Raw genomic sequence first — 15,660 nt, 5'->3', positions numbered from 1 at the left:
AAGGCGTAGCGGGTTACGGCCTCGGTTCGGCCTTGACCGCTGCGATCGGGTCATCGGGGCCCGGCGGCTCGGCATTGGGCGGTACATCGTCGATCATCATGTCCGGACTGCGCACGGATTGCTGGTTGCGCACCGTAACGCTGACTTCGCCACCGGCGATGCGCAGTTCGTTGAAGCTCGCCGGTGTCGAGCGGATCCGCATCGACAGCGTGCCCGCGCCGATCATCCGGATGGGCCCGGCAGGCGTCTGCTGGACCAGATCGAACGGATCATGGACGTGCCCGGTCAGCACCGCGCCCACGCCGGCACCCGCCAATGCTTCCAGCGCGCGATTGCCGCCCATGGTCAGCGCCCGCCCGCGCGTGCCGGCCTCGACCAGCGGGTGGTGCGCAGTGACCAGCACCAGATGGTCCTGCGGCAGCGCCTCGATGGCGTCGAGGGTCCTCTTCAGCGGGCCGCGCCCCACCCAGCCGCGCGACCAGTTGAACCGGGGCTGCGCGCGGGCGGTGGTTTTCAACGGCACCAGGCTGACGCACGGCAGATCGATCTCGCGCTCGACCAACTGCTCGATGCGGCGGATGCGCCGATAGGGGTTGGTGAAACGTTCGAGCAGGTTGAAATAGGGCAGGTCGTGGTTGCCGACCTCGACCGTCACCGGCACTTCGAGCGACAATATCCAGTCGCAGGCTGCGGCAAATTCGCGATGCCGCGCCCGCATCGTAAGGTCGCCGGTGATCGCCACGGCGTCGGGGCGCTCGTCATGGACGCAGGCGGCGAACCAGTCGAGGGCTTCCCGGTCTTCCTTGCCGAAATGCAGGTCGCTGGCGTGGAACAGGCGCAATGGGCGGCTCATGCGGCGGACTCCGCAGCGTCCTCGGGACGGGTGGCGATGAAGTCGATCGGGCTCTGCACCGCCCGCAGCATCAGCGGCGAATGGCTGTGGCCCCGCTCACCGTCGACGAGCAGGCCGATCTCCTCGCTGGCGGCAAGGATCGTCACCTGGCTACACTCGCCAAGCGGGTCATGCGGCCCGTTGCGAAAATCGCCGCCGAGCCATGCGAAGCCATGTTCGAACAATTGTGCGGCATCGTCGGCCGTAAAGCCCATCAGCCGGAGCATGCCGCCGCGCGGCTCGATATAGATGGCGGGATACTCCTCGTCGCTGCCCTCGATGCGCACCATTGCCCCGTTGAATGTCTCTCCGATCGCGCGTGGTACCGCCTCGACCAGTCCGGCCAGATCGTAGCGGCGCAAGGTCTCGCGCACATCGCCCCAGGCAGTGGTTGGCCCGGCGAAAACGCCGACCAGCCCGTCGATCGCGCAATCCGCGCCCACGCCAGCGACCATCGTCACCCGCCGCCGGATGGCCGCCGCTGAAAGCGCGTCGATCAGGATTGCTGCCGGATCGGTCTGGACATGGATATGGCGTGCCAGCAGGTTCATCGTGCCGCCTGGCAAGGGCAGCAAGGCGCCGTGCCAGCCGGCCACCGCCTGCATGGCGGCATTGATCGTGCCGTCTCCGCTGTGCACGGCCAGGATCGTCGCGCCCTCGGCATCGAGCTTGGCCGGAGTCGGCAGCGGCTCATCGGGAAAGCGGGTGGTACCGATCAGCTCCGCCCCGCCCTGGCGCGCCGCTTCGGCCAGTCGCATCGGCACCGATTGGTCGAAGCTTCCGCTTGCGGGGTTCACGACGAGGCGGATGCGTGTCATGGGCGGGCGTTGCCACAGGGGCCGTGGGGCAGCAAGGGGGACGGGATCGATGGGGAAAGCCATGGTAATCGCACTCATCGTGGCAGGCGCATTGCTGGCAGCATTCGGGGTCGGTCAGGCAGCCCGCTGGCAATTGCTGGGCCTGCTCGACGTTGCCGACCGCTGGTGGCCGGGCGACGGGGGCGAACGCCGGGCAACTGCCTTGTCTTATGGTCCATCGACCGAACAACAGGTGGACGTGTTCGTTCCGGCGGGCACGCGCGATACCGATCGCAAGCCGGTGATCATCTGGTTCCATGGCGGCGGCTGGGACAGCGGCGGACGCGATTTCTACGGCTTTGCCGGGCGCGCCTTTGCCGGAGAAGGCTTCGTGACCGTGGTCGCCGGCTATCGGCTGGGCAGCGAGGGCCGCTACCCGGCGTTCATGGAGGATGCCGCAGCCGCGGTGAAATGGACGCGCGCCAATATCGCCGCGCTCGGCGGAGACCCCGATCGCATCGTGCTCGCCGGGCACAGCGCCGGCGCGCATATCGCGCTGCTCTCCGTGCTCGACGTGCGCTGGCTTGGCGAAGAGGCGATGCTCGGCGGGCCGATCAAGGGCGTCATCGCGCTCGCCGCGCCAACCGATTTCCTGCCGTTCGAACGCGGCGGCAGCGCCGACCGGGCAATGGGGCAGGTGGTCCCCCTGAGCTTTACCCAGCCGATTACCTTTGCCCGCGGCGATGCGCCGCCGCTGTGGCTGGCGACCGGCGATCTCGACACCACGGTGCGCCCGCGCAATTCGGTGCGGCTGGGGCAGGCGATCCGCGACGCCGGAGGGTCGGCGGATGTCGTCATCTATCCGCTGGTCGACCATATCGCCATCATGACCGCGCTGTCGCTGCCCTATCGCAACCGGGTGCCGACGTTGATCGAGGCGACGGCCTTTGCGAAGCGGGTGACCCGCCGTTCAGACGGCGCGCTGGGCCAGTCCGAGCCGCTGGCCCAACCGGCCGAGCGAGGCGCGGTCGTCGCCACCGAGGGCGAAACGCAGCGCACACCAGACCGCCGCTAGCGCGACGAAAATCACGGCAGGGATAGCGACCATCGCCGGCAATTGCGCGGCCCCCAGCGCGGCGATCATGGCGGCGCCGGCGATCGCACCTGCGCGGAGGCCGGCCCGGCGCAGCGCCGGACCGAAGGGGTGCAACTGTTCATGTGCCGCCAACTGGAGCAGCGGCACCAGTGCTGCCAGCACGAAACCCAGCGCGGTTGCGGTGGTTACCCCGGTCAGCGGGCCGAGCCAGCCGACAAGCGGCCAACCGATCAGCAGAGCAAGTGCAAGGCCCGCGAGACTACCGGTCAACTGGTGCCGCAACCCTCCGACCACCTGCAGTACCGGCACTGAAATGCCGAAGATGGCCTCTGCCGCGCGTGCGACGAACAAGATCGCCACCGCAGCTACGGCCAGCCCCGCCTGCGGCCCGAACAGACTCAGCAGCGGCGCCGCACCTGCAGCCAACGCCAGTGACAAGGGTAAGGCGACGACCAGAATCAATCGCGTCGCATAACCGTAAATGGCGGCGACCTGCGCGCGGTCCTCTCGCTCGGCCGCCGACGCGAGCGGGGCGAGCACATAGACGAACGCGGTGCGGACAAGCTGCACCAGGCTCGACAGCTTGCGCGCGATCACGAACAGCGCCGCCGCACTCGCCCCGGCCGCGCCGGGCAGCAGCATGTTGAGGAGCAAGGCGGGCGCGTCACCGAACAGACGGGCGATCATGTTTGCCGGAAGCACGGCAAGCCCGGCGAGCAGCGTCTGCCGGCCGATGTCAGAGCGAGTCTCTGCCTGTCCCTTGGGCCCGAGGTGGCCGAGCGCATAGTGGCGCGCGACCAGCCGCAGGGTCAGCGCTGCGGTAACCGCCAGCGAAGCCAGGTGCGCCGCGAACAGGCCGCTGATCCCCCAGTCGGCACCCCACAGCAGCGCTGCCAGCACCAGGCGGATGATCTGCTCCCAGAAGATGCGCAGGCGGATTTCCGGCCCGAACAATTGCCGCGCCCGCAATGCCGATGTCGCGATCTCCACAAAGGCCCACAATGGCAGGGCCCAGCAGAACAGGCGGATAGCGGGAACCACCTTTTCCACATCGGCCGCGGCGACATTGATCAGCGTGGCGATCGAACCGGCGCCGGCAAAGGCTGCAATCGCGACCAGCAGGCAGGGGCCGACACCCCACAGCAGTGCCGCCCGCAGCGCGACGGCGGCCTCCCGCTCGGATGCTGCCTGGGGCACCGTGCGCTGCAGCGCGCTGGTCATACCCAGATCGAAGATGTTCTCGGCCAGGTTGATGGCCGCCCACAGCACCGCGTAGAGGCCGTATCCCGCCAGCCCGAACATCGCGACATACAGCGGCTGCGCCACCAGCTCGACGACTGCGCCAAGCCGCGCCAGCAGCACAGCGCCGACGCCGCGCGCGACATGATTCTCGGTAACGGCGGCGGCAGGCTCATCGGTCGCGGACACGAGAGGTGCCATCGCAGGATCGCACGATTACGGCAAGCGACTGACGCGTGGCGCGCCGGATTAGGCTTATCGCAAAATTCCATCGGCCAGCGTGCTTGCCCCACGCGCACCAGCGGTTTAGGGCAATGCGACTCCGCCGTTTCCGAAGGCGCCAAGCACGGGAAAGCACGCCATGGCCGAATTCACTCTGCCCGCGAACAGCAAGATCAAGAAGGACGGCACCGTCCACAAGGCCGAGGGTGTCGGCAATGTCCGTGCGTTCAAGGTGTATCGCTATGATCCGGACAGCGGCAAAAATCCGCGCTTCGACACCTTCGAGATCGATACCGACAATTGCGGGCCGATGGTGCTCGACGCGCTGATCAAGATGAAGGCGGAGCAGGACCCGTCGCTTACCTTCCGCCGTTCCTGCCGGGAGGGCATCTGCGGCTCCTGTTCGATGAACATCAACGGCAAGAATGGCCTCGCCTGCACCACCGCGATCGAGGACTGCAAGGGCAAGGAGGTGACGATCACCCCGCTGCCGCACATGGAAGTGATCAAGGATCTGGTTCCCGATTTCACCCATTTCTACGCGCAATATGCCAGCATCGAGCCGTGGCTGAAGACCAAGACGACCACCCCGTCCGGCAAGGAGCGGCTGCAGTCGCCGGAGGACCGCGCCAAGCTTGACGGCCTCTATGAATGCATCCTCTGCGCCTGTTGCTCGACCAGTTGCCCCAGCTACTGGTGGAACAGCGACAAGTTCCTGGGCCCGGCCATCCTGTTGCAGGCCTATCGCTGGCTGGCCGACAGCCGCGACGAGCTGACCGGTGAGCGGCTCGACGAGCTGGAAGATCCGTTCCGCCTGTATCGCTGCCACACCATCATGAATTGCGCCAACGCCTGCCCCAAGGGGCTCAACCCGGCGCGGGCGATTGCCGAGACCAAGAAGCTGATGGTCGAACGGGCTGTCTGATCTGGTGACAGCGGGGACGGTGGATGAGGCGGGTCAGACGCGGGGGTTGGAACTTCTCAATCATCGCGCGCAGACGCATTTCCATGACCAGGCGCTGGGCGATGGCTGGATTGCATGGAACCTGAAAGACCCTAGCCGTTTCAATGGGTTGATCGAGCCATTGCAGGTCCGGCGGGACGGTGCGACTCCCGATGGCCGGCCGACCGCGCGGCTGCGGATGTTTCCGACGCGCCAGCACAGCAATCTTGGCAACAATGTCCATGGCGCGATCACCCTGGCGCTGATCGACATCGCGCTGTTCGCGTCCAGTCACCAGTTCGGCGTGCTCAACGTCGGCCCGGCGGTGACGCTGGACCTGTCCACCCAGTTCATCGGCGCGGGGCGAATCGACGAACCGCTCGATGCCGTCACCGAACTGGTGCGCGAGACCGGGCGGCTGGTGTTCCTGCGCGGGATGGTGGTGCAGGGCGAGGGCGACGGGCATATCGTCGCGACCTACGCAGGCACGATCCGCAAGGCCTCGGTGCCTAAGCCGTGATGGCACAATTCCCACTTCGTCATCCCCGCGAAGGCAGGGATTCAGCTGATACCCTATCAGTTGGATCCCTGCCTTCGCGGGGTTGACGACGCGCGGACCCATCATGACCTCCACGCTCATCCGCTACGACGCATTGGTCGCTGCCGGGGAGCTTCGCCCTGACCGTGAGCAACGCTGGGCGGCGGAGCGGCTCGACCGGTTGCAGCAGGAACTGCAGTCCGTGCCGACCCGCGGCAGCCTGGTCTGGCGCATGCTGGGGCGCAAGCCCGACCCGCCGCGCGGCGTCTATCTGTGGGGCGGGGTAGGGCGCGGCAAGACCATGCTGATGGACCTGTTCCACGCCAGCCTGGCCATCACCGAAAAGCGCCGCGTCCATTTCCATGTGTTCATGGCTGACGTCCACGCCCGGCTGCGCGCCGCTCGCGCCACCGAGGCGGGCGACCCGGTGATCGCCGTCGCTACTGCCATGGCCAGCGAGCAGCGCTGCCTGTGCTTCGACGAGATGGTGGTCAACAACAGCGCCGATGCGATGATCATGTCGCGCCTGTTCACTGCGCTGATCGAGCAAGGGGTGACACTGGTCGCCACCTCCAACCGGCCGCCGCACGACCTCTACAAGGACGGGCTCAACCGCGAGCATTTCCTGCCGTTCATCGCGCTGATCGAGACCCGGCTGGACGTGCTGCCGCTGAACGGCCCCAACGATTACCGCCGCGACAGGTTGATGGGGGTGCGCCGCTGGCATTGCCCCAGTGGCGAGGTGGCGACCCGGGCGCTGTCCGACGCCTTTTTCAAGCTGACCGACTATCCGCCAGAGGACCGCAAGCATGTGCCCAGCGCCGAGCTGGACGTCGGCGGCGGTCGCAGCCTGCATGTGCCCAAGAGCCTGAAGGGCGTCGCCGTCTTCTCCTTCAAGCGGTTGTGCGGAGAGGCGCGCGGCGCTGCCGATTATCTGGCGGTCGCGCGCACCTATCACACGGTCATCCTGGTCGGCATCCCCCGGCTGGGCCCGGAAAAGCGCAACGAGGCCGCGCGCTTCGTGACGCTGATCGACGCACTCTACGAATATCGTGTCAAGCTGCTCGCCGGCGCCGATGCGCGCCCTGACGATCTCTATGTGACGGGCGACGGCAGCTTCGAATTCGAGCGCACGGCCAGTCGGTTGAACGAGATGCTGTCGGATGACTGGCTGAGCGAAGGGCATGGAGCGGGGTAGCGCAGACGGCCGGTCGCAGCCGATCTGCCATGCCGAGCGAATCGAGACGCCCTGCTACCCTGCGAAGTCAGGTACCCATCAGCTGGCCTCGTGTGCTGAATGATCGCCGACATGCCATGTTACCGCTGGCGATGGGCCCTTGCTTTCGCAGGGCAACATGGATCGTCGCTCCAGGTGCTCTTCAATTGGGGAATGAGAAGGGTTATCGCAACTCATTCGCAATTTCATTAATCCTGCTATTTCGGCCATTTAGCGGGTTGCAATCGCCCCTGACTCCTCTATTGCCGCTGGCAATATGTGCGTGAGGGGCCGTCGGCCGGACCCCGCTTCGCGCCGATTGCACGCGGCCGGAAAGCAGGGAGATTCCGCATGGCTCGCAAGAAGATCGCGCTGATCGGCGCAGGCAATATCGGTGGCACGCTCGCCCATCTCGCCGCGCAGAAGGAGCTGGGCGATATCGTCCTGTTCGACGTGGTCGAAGGTGTGCCGCAGGGCAAGGCGCTTGACCTGTCGCAGTGCGGCCCGGTCGAAGGCTTCGATGCCAGGATCATCGGCTCCAACGATTACAAGGACATTGCGGGCGCGGACGTCATCATCGTCACTGCCGGTGTCGCCCGCAAGCCGGGCATGAGCCGCGACGACCTGCTCGGCATCAACCTGAAGGTGATGAAGGCGGTGGGTGAGGGCATCAAGGCCAACGCCCCTGACGCCTTCGTGATCTGCATCACCAACCCGCTCGACGCGATGGTGTGGGCGCTGCGCGAATTCTCCGGCCTGCCGCACAACAAGGTGGTCGGCATGGCCGGCGTGCTCGATTCGGCGCGCTTCAGCCACTTCATCGCCGACGAATTCCAGGTGTCGGTGCGCGATGTGAACACCTTCGTGCTCGGCGGCCATGGCGACACGATGGTGCCGGTGGTGCGCTATTCCACCGTCAACGGCATTCCGGTGCCCGATCTGATCGCCATGGGCCTGTCCACTCAGGAAAAGATCGACGCCATCGTCAAGCGCACCCGCGGCGGCGGCGGCGAAATCGTCGCGCTGCTCGGCACCGGCTCGGCCTTCTACGCGCCCGCCGCGTCGGGCATCGCCATGGCCGAGGCCTATCTGGCCGACCAGAAGCGCATCCTGCCCTGCGCCGCCTATGTCGACGGGGCCTATGGCCTAGACGGCCTCTATGTCGGCGTGCCGGTGATGATCGGCGCGAACGGCGTCGAAAAGGTGATCGAGATCGCGCTGGATGATGCCGACAAGGCGAACCTGCAAGTCAGCGTCGATGCGGTGAAGGAATTGCTCGATGCGTGCAAGACGCTGGATCCGTCGCTGGCGTGAGCTTCCCAATCGGCCTGTTAATCAACGAGATCATAATGCCGTTGGCGTTCGGATTTCTTGTTTGGGGAGGGCTGCTCTTGTGGATTGTGGGCGAGAAGCGATTCCAAGGTCTAGCCTTCTATCTGGGTGTCACAATTGCGGGCTGCCTCGCTGTAAGCATTTTGGCTTTCGATGCCGCAGTGGCGCCCAGTCCAGGCACGGGATTTCAGTTGGCCGCTCTGATTGTAGGAATCATGACGAGCAGTTGGGCCTTTATCTGTATCGCGTTCATAATTGCTGGGCGAATGTTGGCTCGACTGGCCACGGCGGAAAGCAAGGTGACCAGCTAATGGCATTCCTCGTCAACATAAACGCTAAAGTCATTGCCCAAGCTGTGATCGGCGCTCCCGATGCGCTTCATATCGAACAGGCGCGGGCGTGATCGGACCATTGCTCTTGATCGGGGTGCCGCTCCTGCTGCTGGCCTGGCTGGTCGGTCTCCCGTCGATGTGGCGCGGGGCGCCGAAATTGTCGCTCTGGGCGAGCGGAATCGCGATCCTGCTGGGATTGGTGACCGCGTTGAGCGGCATGATGGCGCCGCGGCACAACAACTTCTGGACGGGCAACGCCGGGGCAGGCGACGGCTTCGGCTTGATCGGACTATTTGTAGCTGGGGGCCTCCTCGCGGGAGTTGCCTTCATCCTCTTCATCGTAACGGTAACAATTGCGACGATCCGGTCGGATCGCACTGAGAAAAAGGTTTCCGAATGAGCATCCTCGTCGACAAGAATACCAAGGTCCTGACCCAGGGCATGACCGGCGCGACCGGTACGTTCCACACCGAACAGGCGCTGGCCTATGGCACGCAGATGGTCGGCGGGGTGACGCCGGGCAAGGGCGGGCAGACGCATATCGGGCTGCCGATGTTCAATTCGGTAGCGGAAGGCATGGACGCGACCGGCGCGACCGCATCGTGCATCTACGTGCCGCCACCCTTCGCCGCCGCCGCGATCATCGAGGCGATCGAGGCGGAGATGCCGCTGATCGTCTGCATCACGGAAGGGATTCCGGTGCTCGACATGGTCAAGGTCAAGGCAAAGCTGGTTGGCTCCAAGTCACGCCTGATCGGCCCCAACTGCCCCGGCGTGCTGACGCCGGGCGAATGCAAGATCGGCATCATGCCGGGCAGCATCTTCTCCAAGGGTTCGGTCGGCGTCGTCAGCCGCTCGGGCACTCTGACCTATGAGGCGGTGTTCCAGACCACCAATGCGGGTCTGGGCCAGACCACTGCGGTCGGCATCGGCGGCGATCCGGTCAACGGCACCAACTTCATCGACGTGCTGGAGCTGTTCCTGGCCGACGAGGCAACCAAGAGCATCATCATGATCGGCGAAATCGGCGGCAGCGCCGAGGAGGATGCCGCGCAGTTCCTGATCGACGAGGCCAAGCGCGGCCGCAAGAAGCCGATGGCGGGCTTCATCGCCGGCCGCACCGCCCCTCCGGGCCGCCGCATGGGCCATGCCGGGGCGATCGTCTCGGGCGGCCAGGGCGGCGCCGAAGACAAGATCGCGGCGATGGAAGCGGCGGGCATCCGCGTCTCGTCCTCGCCGAGCCTGTTGGGCGAAACGCTGGTCGAGGTGTTGAAGGGGTGATGACCTGAGCCTCCCCGCGCGCGGGGAGGGGAACCGCGAAGCGGTGAAGGGGCCTCTCACCGCAGAGCATTGCTGGCAATCGAGAGCCCCCTCCGTCAGCCCTGCGGGCTGCCACCTCCCCGCAAGCGGGGAGGACATGGAGAATGACGATGGATTACGACGGTAGCTTCGAAATCGAAACCGGCCCCAGCTGGCAGCGCTCCGGCTGGCCGCTGGCGGACAGCGATCCGCTGACGGCGGGGCTCGACCCGACGCAGATGGCGCTTGAGGTGAAGAAGGCGGCGGCGAAAGCCGGGACCAGCCTGTCTGAGGCTGAGGTCGCGGCGGCCGCGGGTGCGTCGATCCGCGCCATGCTGCTGATCCGCACTTATCGCGTGCGCGGGCATCTGGCGGCCGATCTCGATCCGCTGGGCATCCAGAAGCGCGACCTGCCCGCCGATCTGACGCCTGAATATCATGGCTTTTCGGGCGCCGATCTCGACAAGCCAGTCTATCTCGGCGGCACGCTGGGCCTCGAAAAGGCGACGATCCGCGAGCTGGTGACGATCCTGCGCGCCAATTACTGCGGCAAGGTCGGCCTCGAATATATGCACATCGCCGATGTCGAGGAGCGCCGCTTCCTGCAGGACCGGATGGAAGGTGCGGACAAGACCATCGAGTTTTCCCCTGAGGGCAAGAAGGCGATCCTCAACAAGGTGGTCGAGGCGGAGGAGTGGGAGAAATTCCTCGCCCGCAAATATGTCGGCACCAAACGCTTCGGGCTCGACGGCGGCGAGGCGATGATCCCGGCGATGGAAGCGATCATCAAATATGGCGGCCAATATGGCGTGCGCGAGATCGTCTACGGCATGGCGCATCGCGGCCGACTAAACATGCTCGCCAATGTGATGGCCAAGCCGTACAAGGTCATCTTCCACGAATTCATGGGCGGCAGCGCCAACCCCGACGATGTCGGCGGATCGGGCGATGTCAAATATCACCTCGGCACCAGCACCGACCGCGAGTTCGACGGCATCTCGGTGCACATGAGCCTGGTGCCCAACCCCAGCCACCTCGAGGCGGTCGATCCCGTGGTGCTGGGCAAGGTGCGCGCGCAGCAGGTGGTGCGCGACGATCTGGCCAAGCATGAGCAGGTGCTGCCGGTGCTGATCCATGGCGATGCGGCCTTCGCGGGGCAAGGCATTGTCTGGGAATGCCTCGGCTTTTCCGGCATCCGCGGTTACAACACGGGTGGTTGCATTCACTTCATCGTGAATAACCAGATCGGTTTCACCACCTCACCACAATTTGCCCGATCGTCACCTTATCCCAGCGACGTTGCCAAGGGCGTGCAGGCGCCTATCCTGCACGTCAACGGCGACGATCCGGAAGCGGTGACCTTTGCCTGCAAGGTGGCGATCGATTTCCGCCAGAAGTTCAAGCGCGATGTCGTCATCGACATGTGGTGCTATCGCCGCTTCGGCCATAACGAGGGCGACGAGCCGAGCTTCACCCAGCCGCTGATGTATGCGCGCATCCGTGCACATCCGCCGGTGTCGCAGCTTTATGCGGCACGGTTGCAGGCGCAAGGCGTGATCGGCGATGGCGGGGTGGAAGAACTGCGCAGCGCGTTCGTCGAGCGGCTCGAGCAGGACTTCGAGGCGGGCAAGACCTACAAGCCGAACAAGGCCGACTGGTTCGCGGGGCGCTGGTCGGGTCTGCACGCCCCCGCCGATCCGGAGAATGCGCGCCGCAACATTCCAACCGGCGTTTCGGACAAGCTGTTCGACGCCATCGGCCGCACCATCACCACCATCCCCGAGGGTCTGGAGGTGCACAAGACGCTGCGCCGGGTGATCGACGGGCGCGCGGCGATGTTCGCGGCCAAGGAAGGCGAGGTGTTCGACTGGGCGACCGCCGAGGCGCTGGCGTTCGGCACGTTGCTGAGCGAGGGCTATCAGGTGCGCCTGTCCGGGCAGGACAGCGGGCGCGGCACCTTCAGCCAGCGACACGCGGTGTGGGTCGACCAGACCAGCGAAGCGAAATATGTGCCCTTGACCACCGTGCCGCACGGCCGGTTCGAAGTACTGGACTCACCGCTTAGCGAATATGGCGTGCTCGGGTTCGAATATGGCTACGCCATGGCCGATCCCAAGGCGCTGGTGCTGTGGGAGGCGCAGTTCGGCGATTTCGCGAATGGCGCGCAGATCATGATCGACCAGTTCATCGCGTCGGGCGAGGCGAAGTGGCTGCGCGCCAATGGCCTGGTGATGCTGCTGCCGCACGGCTATGAGGGACAGGGGCCGGAGCATAGCTCGGCGCGACTGGAGCGGTTCCTGCAACTGTGCGCAGGCGACAATATCCAGGTGTGCAACATCTCGACGCCGTCCAATTACTTCCATGTGCTGCGGCGGCAGATGCTGCGCCCGTTCAGGAAGCCGCTGATCATCATGACGCCCAAGTCGTTGCTGCGGCACAAGCTGGCAGTGTCGATGCGCAGCGACTTCATCGGTGAAAGCCATTTCCGCCGGATCATGTCCGATCGCACCCCGCCTGCCGATGCCGACGTCAAGCGCGTCGTGCTCTGCTCGGGCAAGGTCGGCTACGATCTGATGGAAGCGCGCGACGCGGCCGAGCTGACCGACACCACGGTGATCCGCATCGAGCAGCTCTATCCCTTCCCCGGCGACCCGCTGGCGCTGCGGCTGTCGCGTATGCCCAAGCTGGAGGACGTGGTCTGGGCGCAGGAAGAGCCGCGCAACAATGGTAGCTGGTTCTTCGTCGAGCCGTTCATCGAGGAGGCGCTGAACGCCGCGGGGCACAAGGGCATGCGTGCGCGCTATGCCGGCCGGGCCGCCGCCGCGTCGCCGGCGACGGGCCTGATGAGCCGCCACCAGACCGAACAGGGCGCGCTGATTTCCAATGCGCTGGGCCTGAGCGTCCGCAAGGAAATCCGCAGGACCATGAAGAAAGCATAATTTCAAGCGGTGTGCCCCTGCGCAGGCAGGGGCCCATCACCCGATGTCAGAAGATGGACCCCTGCCTTCGCAGGGGAACACGAAAGAGGCAAAGATGGCGAGCGAAGTCAAAGTCCCCACCCTGGGTGAATCCGTTACCGAAGCGACGGTCGGCCAGTGGCTCAAGCAGCCCGGCGAAGCGGTCGCGCTCGATGAGCCGATCGCCAGCCTCGAGACCGACAAGGTGGCGGTGGAAGTGCCGAGCCCGGTCGCCGGCGTGATGGGCCAGCAGCTGGTCAAGGAAGGCGATACCGTGCTTGTCGGCGCTGTGCTCGGTGTGATCGAGGACGCCGGCGCGGCGGCGCCTGCCGCAGCCCCCGCGGCTGCCGCCCAGCCCGCTGCCGCTCCGGCGGCCGAAGCGGTCAGCGCCGACGTCACCACGCTGTCGCCGGCTGTGCGCCGCGCGGTGCTGGAGCATGGCATCGATCCGGGCAAGGTCGTCGGCACCGGCAAAGATGGCCGCCTGACCAAGGAAGATGTGCTGGAAGCCGCCAAGAAGGCGGGTGAAGCCCCGGCCCCGGCGCCCGCGCCGACCCCGGTACCCGCTGCGGTCGCCGCACCGGCCAGCGGCGCGCGCGGCGAGGAGCGGGTCAAGATGACCCGCCTGCGCCAGACCATCGCCAAGCGGCTGAAGGACGCGCAGAACACCGCCGCGATGCTGACGACGTTCAACGACGTCGACATGGGCGAAGTGATGGCGATGCGCGAGCGCTATCGCGAGCTGTTCGAGAAGAAGCATGGCGTGCGCCTCGGCTTCATGAGCTTCTTCACCAAGGCGGTCGCGCTGGCTGCACGCGACATTCCGGCGGTCAATGCGCGGATCGAGGGCGACGAGATCGTCTATCACAACTATCTCGACGTCTCAGTCGCGGTGTCCGCGCCCAACGGCCTGGTCGTGCCGGTGGTGCGCAATGCCGATGCGATGAGCTTTGCCGAGATCGAAAAGGCCATCGCCGATCTTGGCAAGCGTGCCAAAGAGGGCACGCTGACCATGGCCGACATGACCGGCGGCACCTTCACCATCTCTAACGGCGGCGTGTTCGGCGGCCTTATGTCCACCCCGATCATCAACCCGCCGCAGAGCGCGGTTCTGGGCCTGCACCGCATCGAGGAGCGGCCGGTGGTCCGCAACGGCCAGATCGTCGCCCGCCCGATGATGTACTTGGCGCTCAGCTACGACCACCGCCTGATCGACGGGCGCGAGGCAGTGACCTTCCTCAAGACAGTGAAGGAAGCGATCGAGGATCCGGGCCGGTTGCTGGTCGATTTGTGAGGACTGACTGATGACCGACTATAACTACGACGTCCTCGTCATCGGTGCCGGCCCCGGTGGCTACGTTGCCGCCATTCGTGCGGCGCAGCTCGGGCTGAAGACCGCGTGCGTCGAAGCGCGTGAGACGCTGGGCGGCACCTGCCTCAACGTCGGCTGCATCCCGTCGAAGGCGCTGCTGCATGCGTCGGAGCTGTATGAGGAAGTCACTGGCGGGCACCTCGCCAAATTCGGGATGAGCTTCGGCACGCCTTCGGTCGATGTGCCCGCGATGATCGCCGAGAAGCAGAAGGCGGTCGATGAGCTGACTGGCGGCATCGCCTTCCTGTTCAAGAAGAACAAGGTCGACTGGCTGAAAGGTCATGCGAGCTTCACCAGGGCCGACACCGTCGAGGTCGCAGGCCAGAGCTATCGCGCCAAGAACATCATCATCGCCACCGGCTCCAGCGTCACCCCGCTGCCGGGCGTCACGGTGGACAATGATGCGGGCGTGGTGATCGATTCCACCGGCGCGCTGACGCTGGCCAAGGTGCCGGAAACGATGGTCGTCATCGGCGGCGGCGTGATCGGGCTGGAACTCGGCAGCGTGTGGCGGCGACTGGGCGCAAAGGTCACCGTGGTCGAATATCTCGACCAGATCCTGCCCGGCATGGATGGCGACATCCGCAAGGAAGCCAACAAGATTTTCAAGAAGCAGGGCTTCGACATCAAGACCGGCACCAAGGTGACCAGCGTCGAGACCGAGGGTGGCAAGGCAGTGCTGACGATGGAACCGGCCAAGGGCGGCGAGGCGGAAACGCTCACCGCCGACGTCGTGCTCGTCGCCATCGGCCGCAAGCCGAACACTGACGGTCTGGCCCTCGACAAGGCCGGCCTCGCCGTCAACGCGCGCGGGCAGATCGACATCGACCATGATTTCCGCACCAGCGTGCCCGGCATCTGGGCGATCGGCGATGTCGTGCCCGGCCCGATGCTGGCGCATAAGGCCGAGGATGAGGGCCTGGCCTGCGCCGAGAATATCGCCGGGCAGACCGGCATCGTGAACCATGACGTGATCCCCAGCGTCGTCTACACCTTCCCCGAAATCGCCGGGGTCGGGCTGACCGAGGAGCAAGCAACGGCCAAAACGGCGATCAAGGTCGGCAAGTTCCCGATGATGGCCAACAGCCGCGCCAAGACCAACCGCCAGACCGACGGGCTGGTCAAGGTCATCGCCGACGCCGAGACCGACCGCGTGCTGGGCGTGTGGATCATCGCCACGGTCGCGGGCACGATGATCGCGCAGGCGGCGCAGGCCATGGAGTTCGGCGCGACGTCCGAGGACATTGCATACACCTGCCACGCGCACCCGACGCATGCCGAGGCGCTGAAGGAAGCGGCGATGGCGGTGCAGGGCAAGCCGATCCATATCTGAGCCGCGCGGGAGCCGTAGCTGTGCCGGCTCCCGTCGCCTCTCACCGCGTCACATACGGCACCGCCACGCCGATGCGATGGATCTATCTGCAC

14 protein-coding genes are annotated in these 15,660 nt (G+C 65.7%); 11 read left to right on the top strand and 3 right to left on the bottom strand.

The features are described from left to right. Positions 1 to 13: 13 nt before the first annotated feature. Both AC0QC4_RS10660 and AC0QC4_RS10655 read right to left on the bottom strand, forming a co-directional pair. Positions 14 to 853: a metallophosphoesterase family protein gene (locus tag AC0QC4_RS10660; protein ID WP_483659876.1), complete on the bottom strand. Its 840-nt coding sequence runs from the start codon at positions 851 to 853 to the stop codon at positions 14 to 16. Continuing rightward, a complete protein-coding gene (locus tag AC0QC4_RS10655; protein ID WP_483659875.1) occupies positions 850 to 1,710 on the bottom strand; it encodes a diacylglycerol/lipid kinase family protein in 861 nt (286 codons plus the stop codon). Before AC0QC4_RS10655 ends, AC0QC4_RS10660 begins: the two co-directional genes overlap by 4 nt. A gap of 61 nt (positions 1,711 to 1,771) precedes the next feature. Between AC0QC4_RS10655 and AC0QC4_RS10650 the strand changes: the two genes are divergently transcribed. After that, positions 1,772 to 2,764 carry an alpha/beta hydrolase gene (locus AC0QC4_RS10650; protein ID WP_483659874.1) on the top strand — a complete coding sequence of 331 codons (993 nt, stop codon included), beginning with the start codon at positions 1,772 to 1,774 and terminating at the stop codon, positions 2,762 to 2,764. Here the strand turns inward: AC0QC4_RS10650 and AC0QC4_RS10645 are convergent. Next, positions 2,660 to 4,213 (bottom strand): lipopolysaccharide biosynthesis protein, encoded by a 1,554-nt coding sequence (locus AC0QC4_RS10645; protein WP_483659873.1) that lies wholly within the window; start codon positions 4,211 to 4,213, stop codon positions 2,660 to 2,662. The genes AC0QC4_RS10650 and AC0QC4_RS10645 overlap by 105 nt on opposite strands. Before the next feature lie 172 nt (positions 4,214 to 4,385). Here AC0QC4_RS10645 and AC0QC4_RS10640 point away from each other — a divergent pair, with 172 nt between their 5' ends. The 10 genes from AC0QC4_RS10640 (at position 4,386) to lpdA (ending at position 15,568) form a co-directional block, all read left to right on the top strand. Then, the gene (locus AC0QC4_RS10640; protein ID WP_483659872.1) at positions 4,386 to 5,171 is read left to right on the top strand and encodes a succinate dehydrogenase iron-sulfur subunit; all 786 of its coding nucleotides are present in this window, start codon (positions 4,386 to 4,388) and stop codon (positions 5,169 to 5,171) included. A gap of 148 nt (positions 5,172 to 5,319) precedes the next feature. Further along, positions 5,320 to 5,709 carry a PaaI family thioesterase gene (locus AC0QC4_RS10635; protein ID WP_483659871.1) on the top strand — a complete coding sequence of 130 codons (390 nt, stop codon included), beginning with the start codon at positions 5,320 to 5,322 and terminating at the stop codon, positions 5,707 to 5,709. 103 nt (positions 5,710 to 5,812) lie between these two features. After that, positions 5,813 to 6,925, top strand: a complete 1,113-nt coding sequence (gene zapE, locus AC0QC4_RS10630) for a cell division protein ZapE (RefSeq protein WP_483659870.1) — start codon at positions 5,813 to 5,815, stop codon at positions 6,923 to 6,925. Between the two features lie 369 nt (positions 6,926 to 7,294). Beyond that, complete coding sequence (gene mdh, locus AC0QC4_RS10625) at positions 7,295 to 8,257, top strand: malate dehydrogenase (RefSeq protein WP_483659869.1); 963 nt, start codon at positions 7,295 to 7,297, stop codon at positions 8,255 to 8,257. After that, positions 8,254 to 8,586, top strand: coding sequence for a hypothetical protein (locus AC0QC4_RS10620; protein ID WP_483659868.1), 333 nt, complete (start codon positions 8,254 to 8,256; stop codon positions 8,584 to 8,586). Before mdh ends, AC0QC4_RS10620 begins: the two co-directional genes overlap by 4 nt. 88 nt (positions 8,587 to 8,674) lie before the next feature. Then, positions 8,675 to 9,007: a hypothetical protein gene (locus AC0QC4_RS10615; protein WP_483659867.1), complete on the top strand. Its 333-nt coding sequence runs from the start codon at positions 8,675 to 8,677 to the stop codon at positions 9,005 to 9,007. After that, positions 9,004 to 9,888 (top strand): succinate--CoA ligase subunit alpha, encoded by an 885-nt coding sequence (gene sucD / locus AC0QC4_RS10610; protein ID WP_483659866.1) that lies wholly within the window; start codon positions 9,004 to 9,006, stop codon positions 9,886 to 9,888. The genes AC0QC4_RS10615 and sucD overlap by 4 nt, the downstream gene beginning before the upstream one ends. 149 nt (positions 9,889 to 10,037) lie before the next feature. Then, a complete protein-coding gene (locus AC0QC4_RS10605) occupies positions 10,038 to 12,845 on the top strand; it encodes a 2-oxoglutarate dehydrogenase E1 component (protein WP_483659865.1) in 2,808 nt (935 codons plus the stop codon). 94 nt (positions 12,846 to 12,939) lie between these two features. Next, entirely contained in the window at positions 12,940 to 14,157 is a 1,218-nt protein-coding gene (odhB, locus tag AC0QC4_RS10600; protein ID WP_483659864.1) for a 2-oxoglutarate dehydrogenase complex dihydrolipoyllysine-residue succinyltransferase, read from the top strand. A gap of 10 nt (positions 14,158 to 14,167) precedes the next feature. Beyond that, complete coding sequence (lpdA, locus tag AC0QC4_RS10595) at positions 14,168 to 15,568, top strand: dihydrolipoyl dehydrogenase (RefSeq protein WP_483659863.1); 1,401 nt, start codon at positions 14,168 to 14,170, stop codon at positions 15,566 to 15,568. Positions 15,569 to 15,660 lie beyond the last annotated feature (92 nt).

The organism is Sphingomonas sp. jy18, assembly GCF_056931895.1.
The sequence above is the reverse complement of the archived record's forward strand: the minus strand, read 5'-3'. Positions and strand labels throughout refer to the sequence as shown.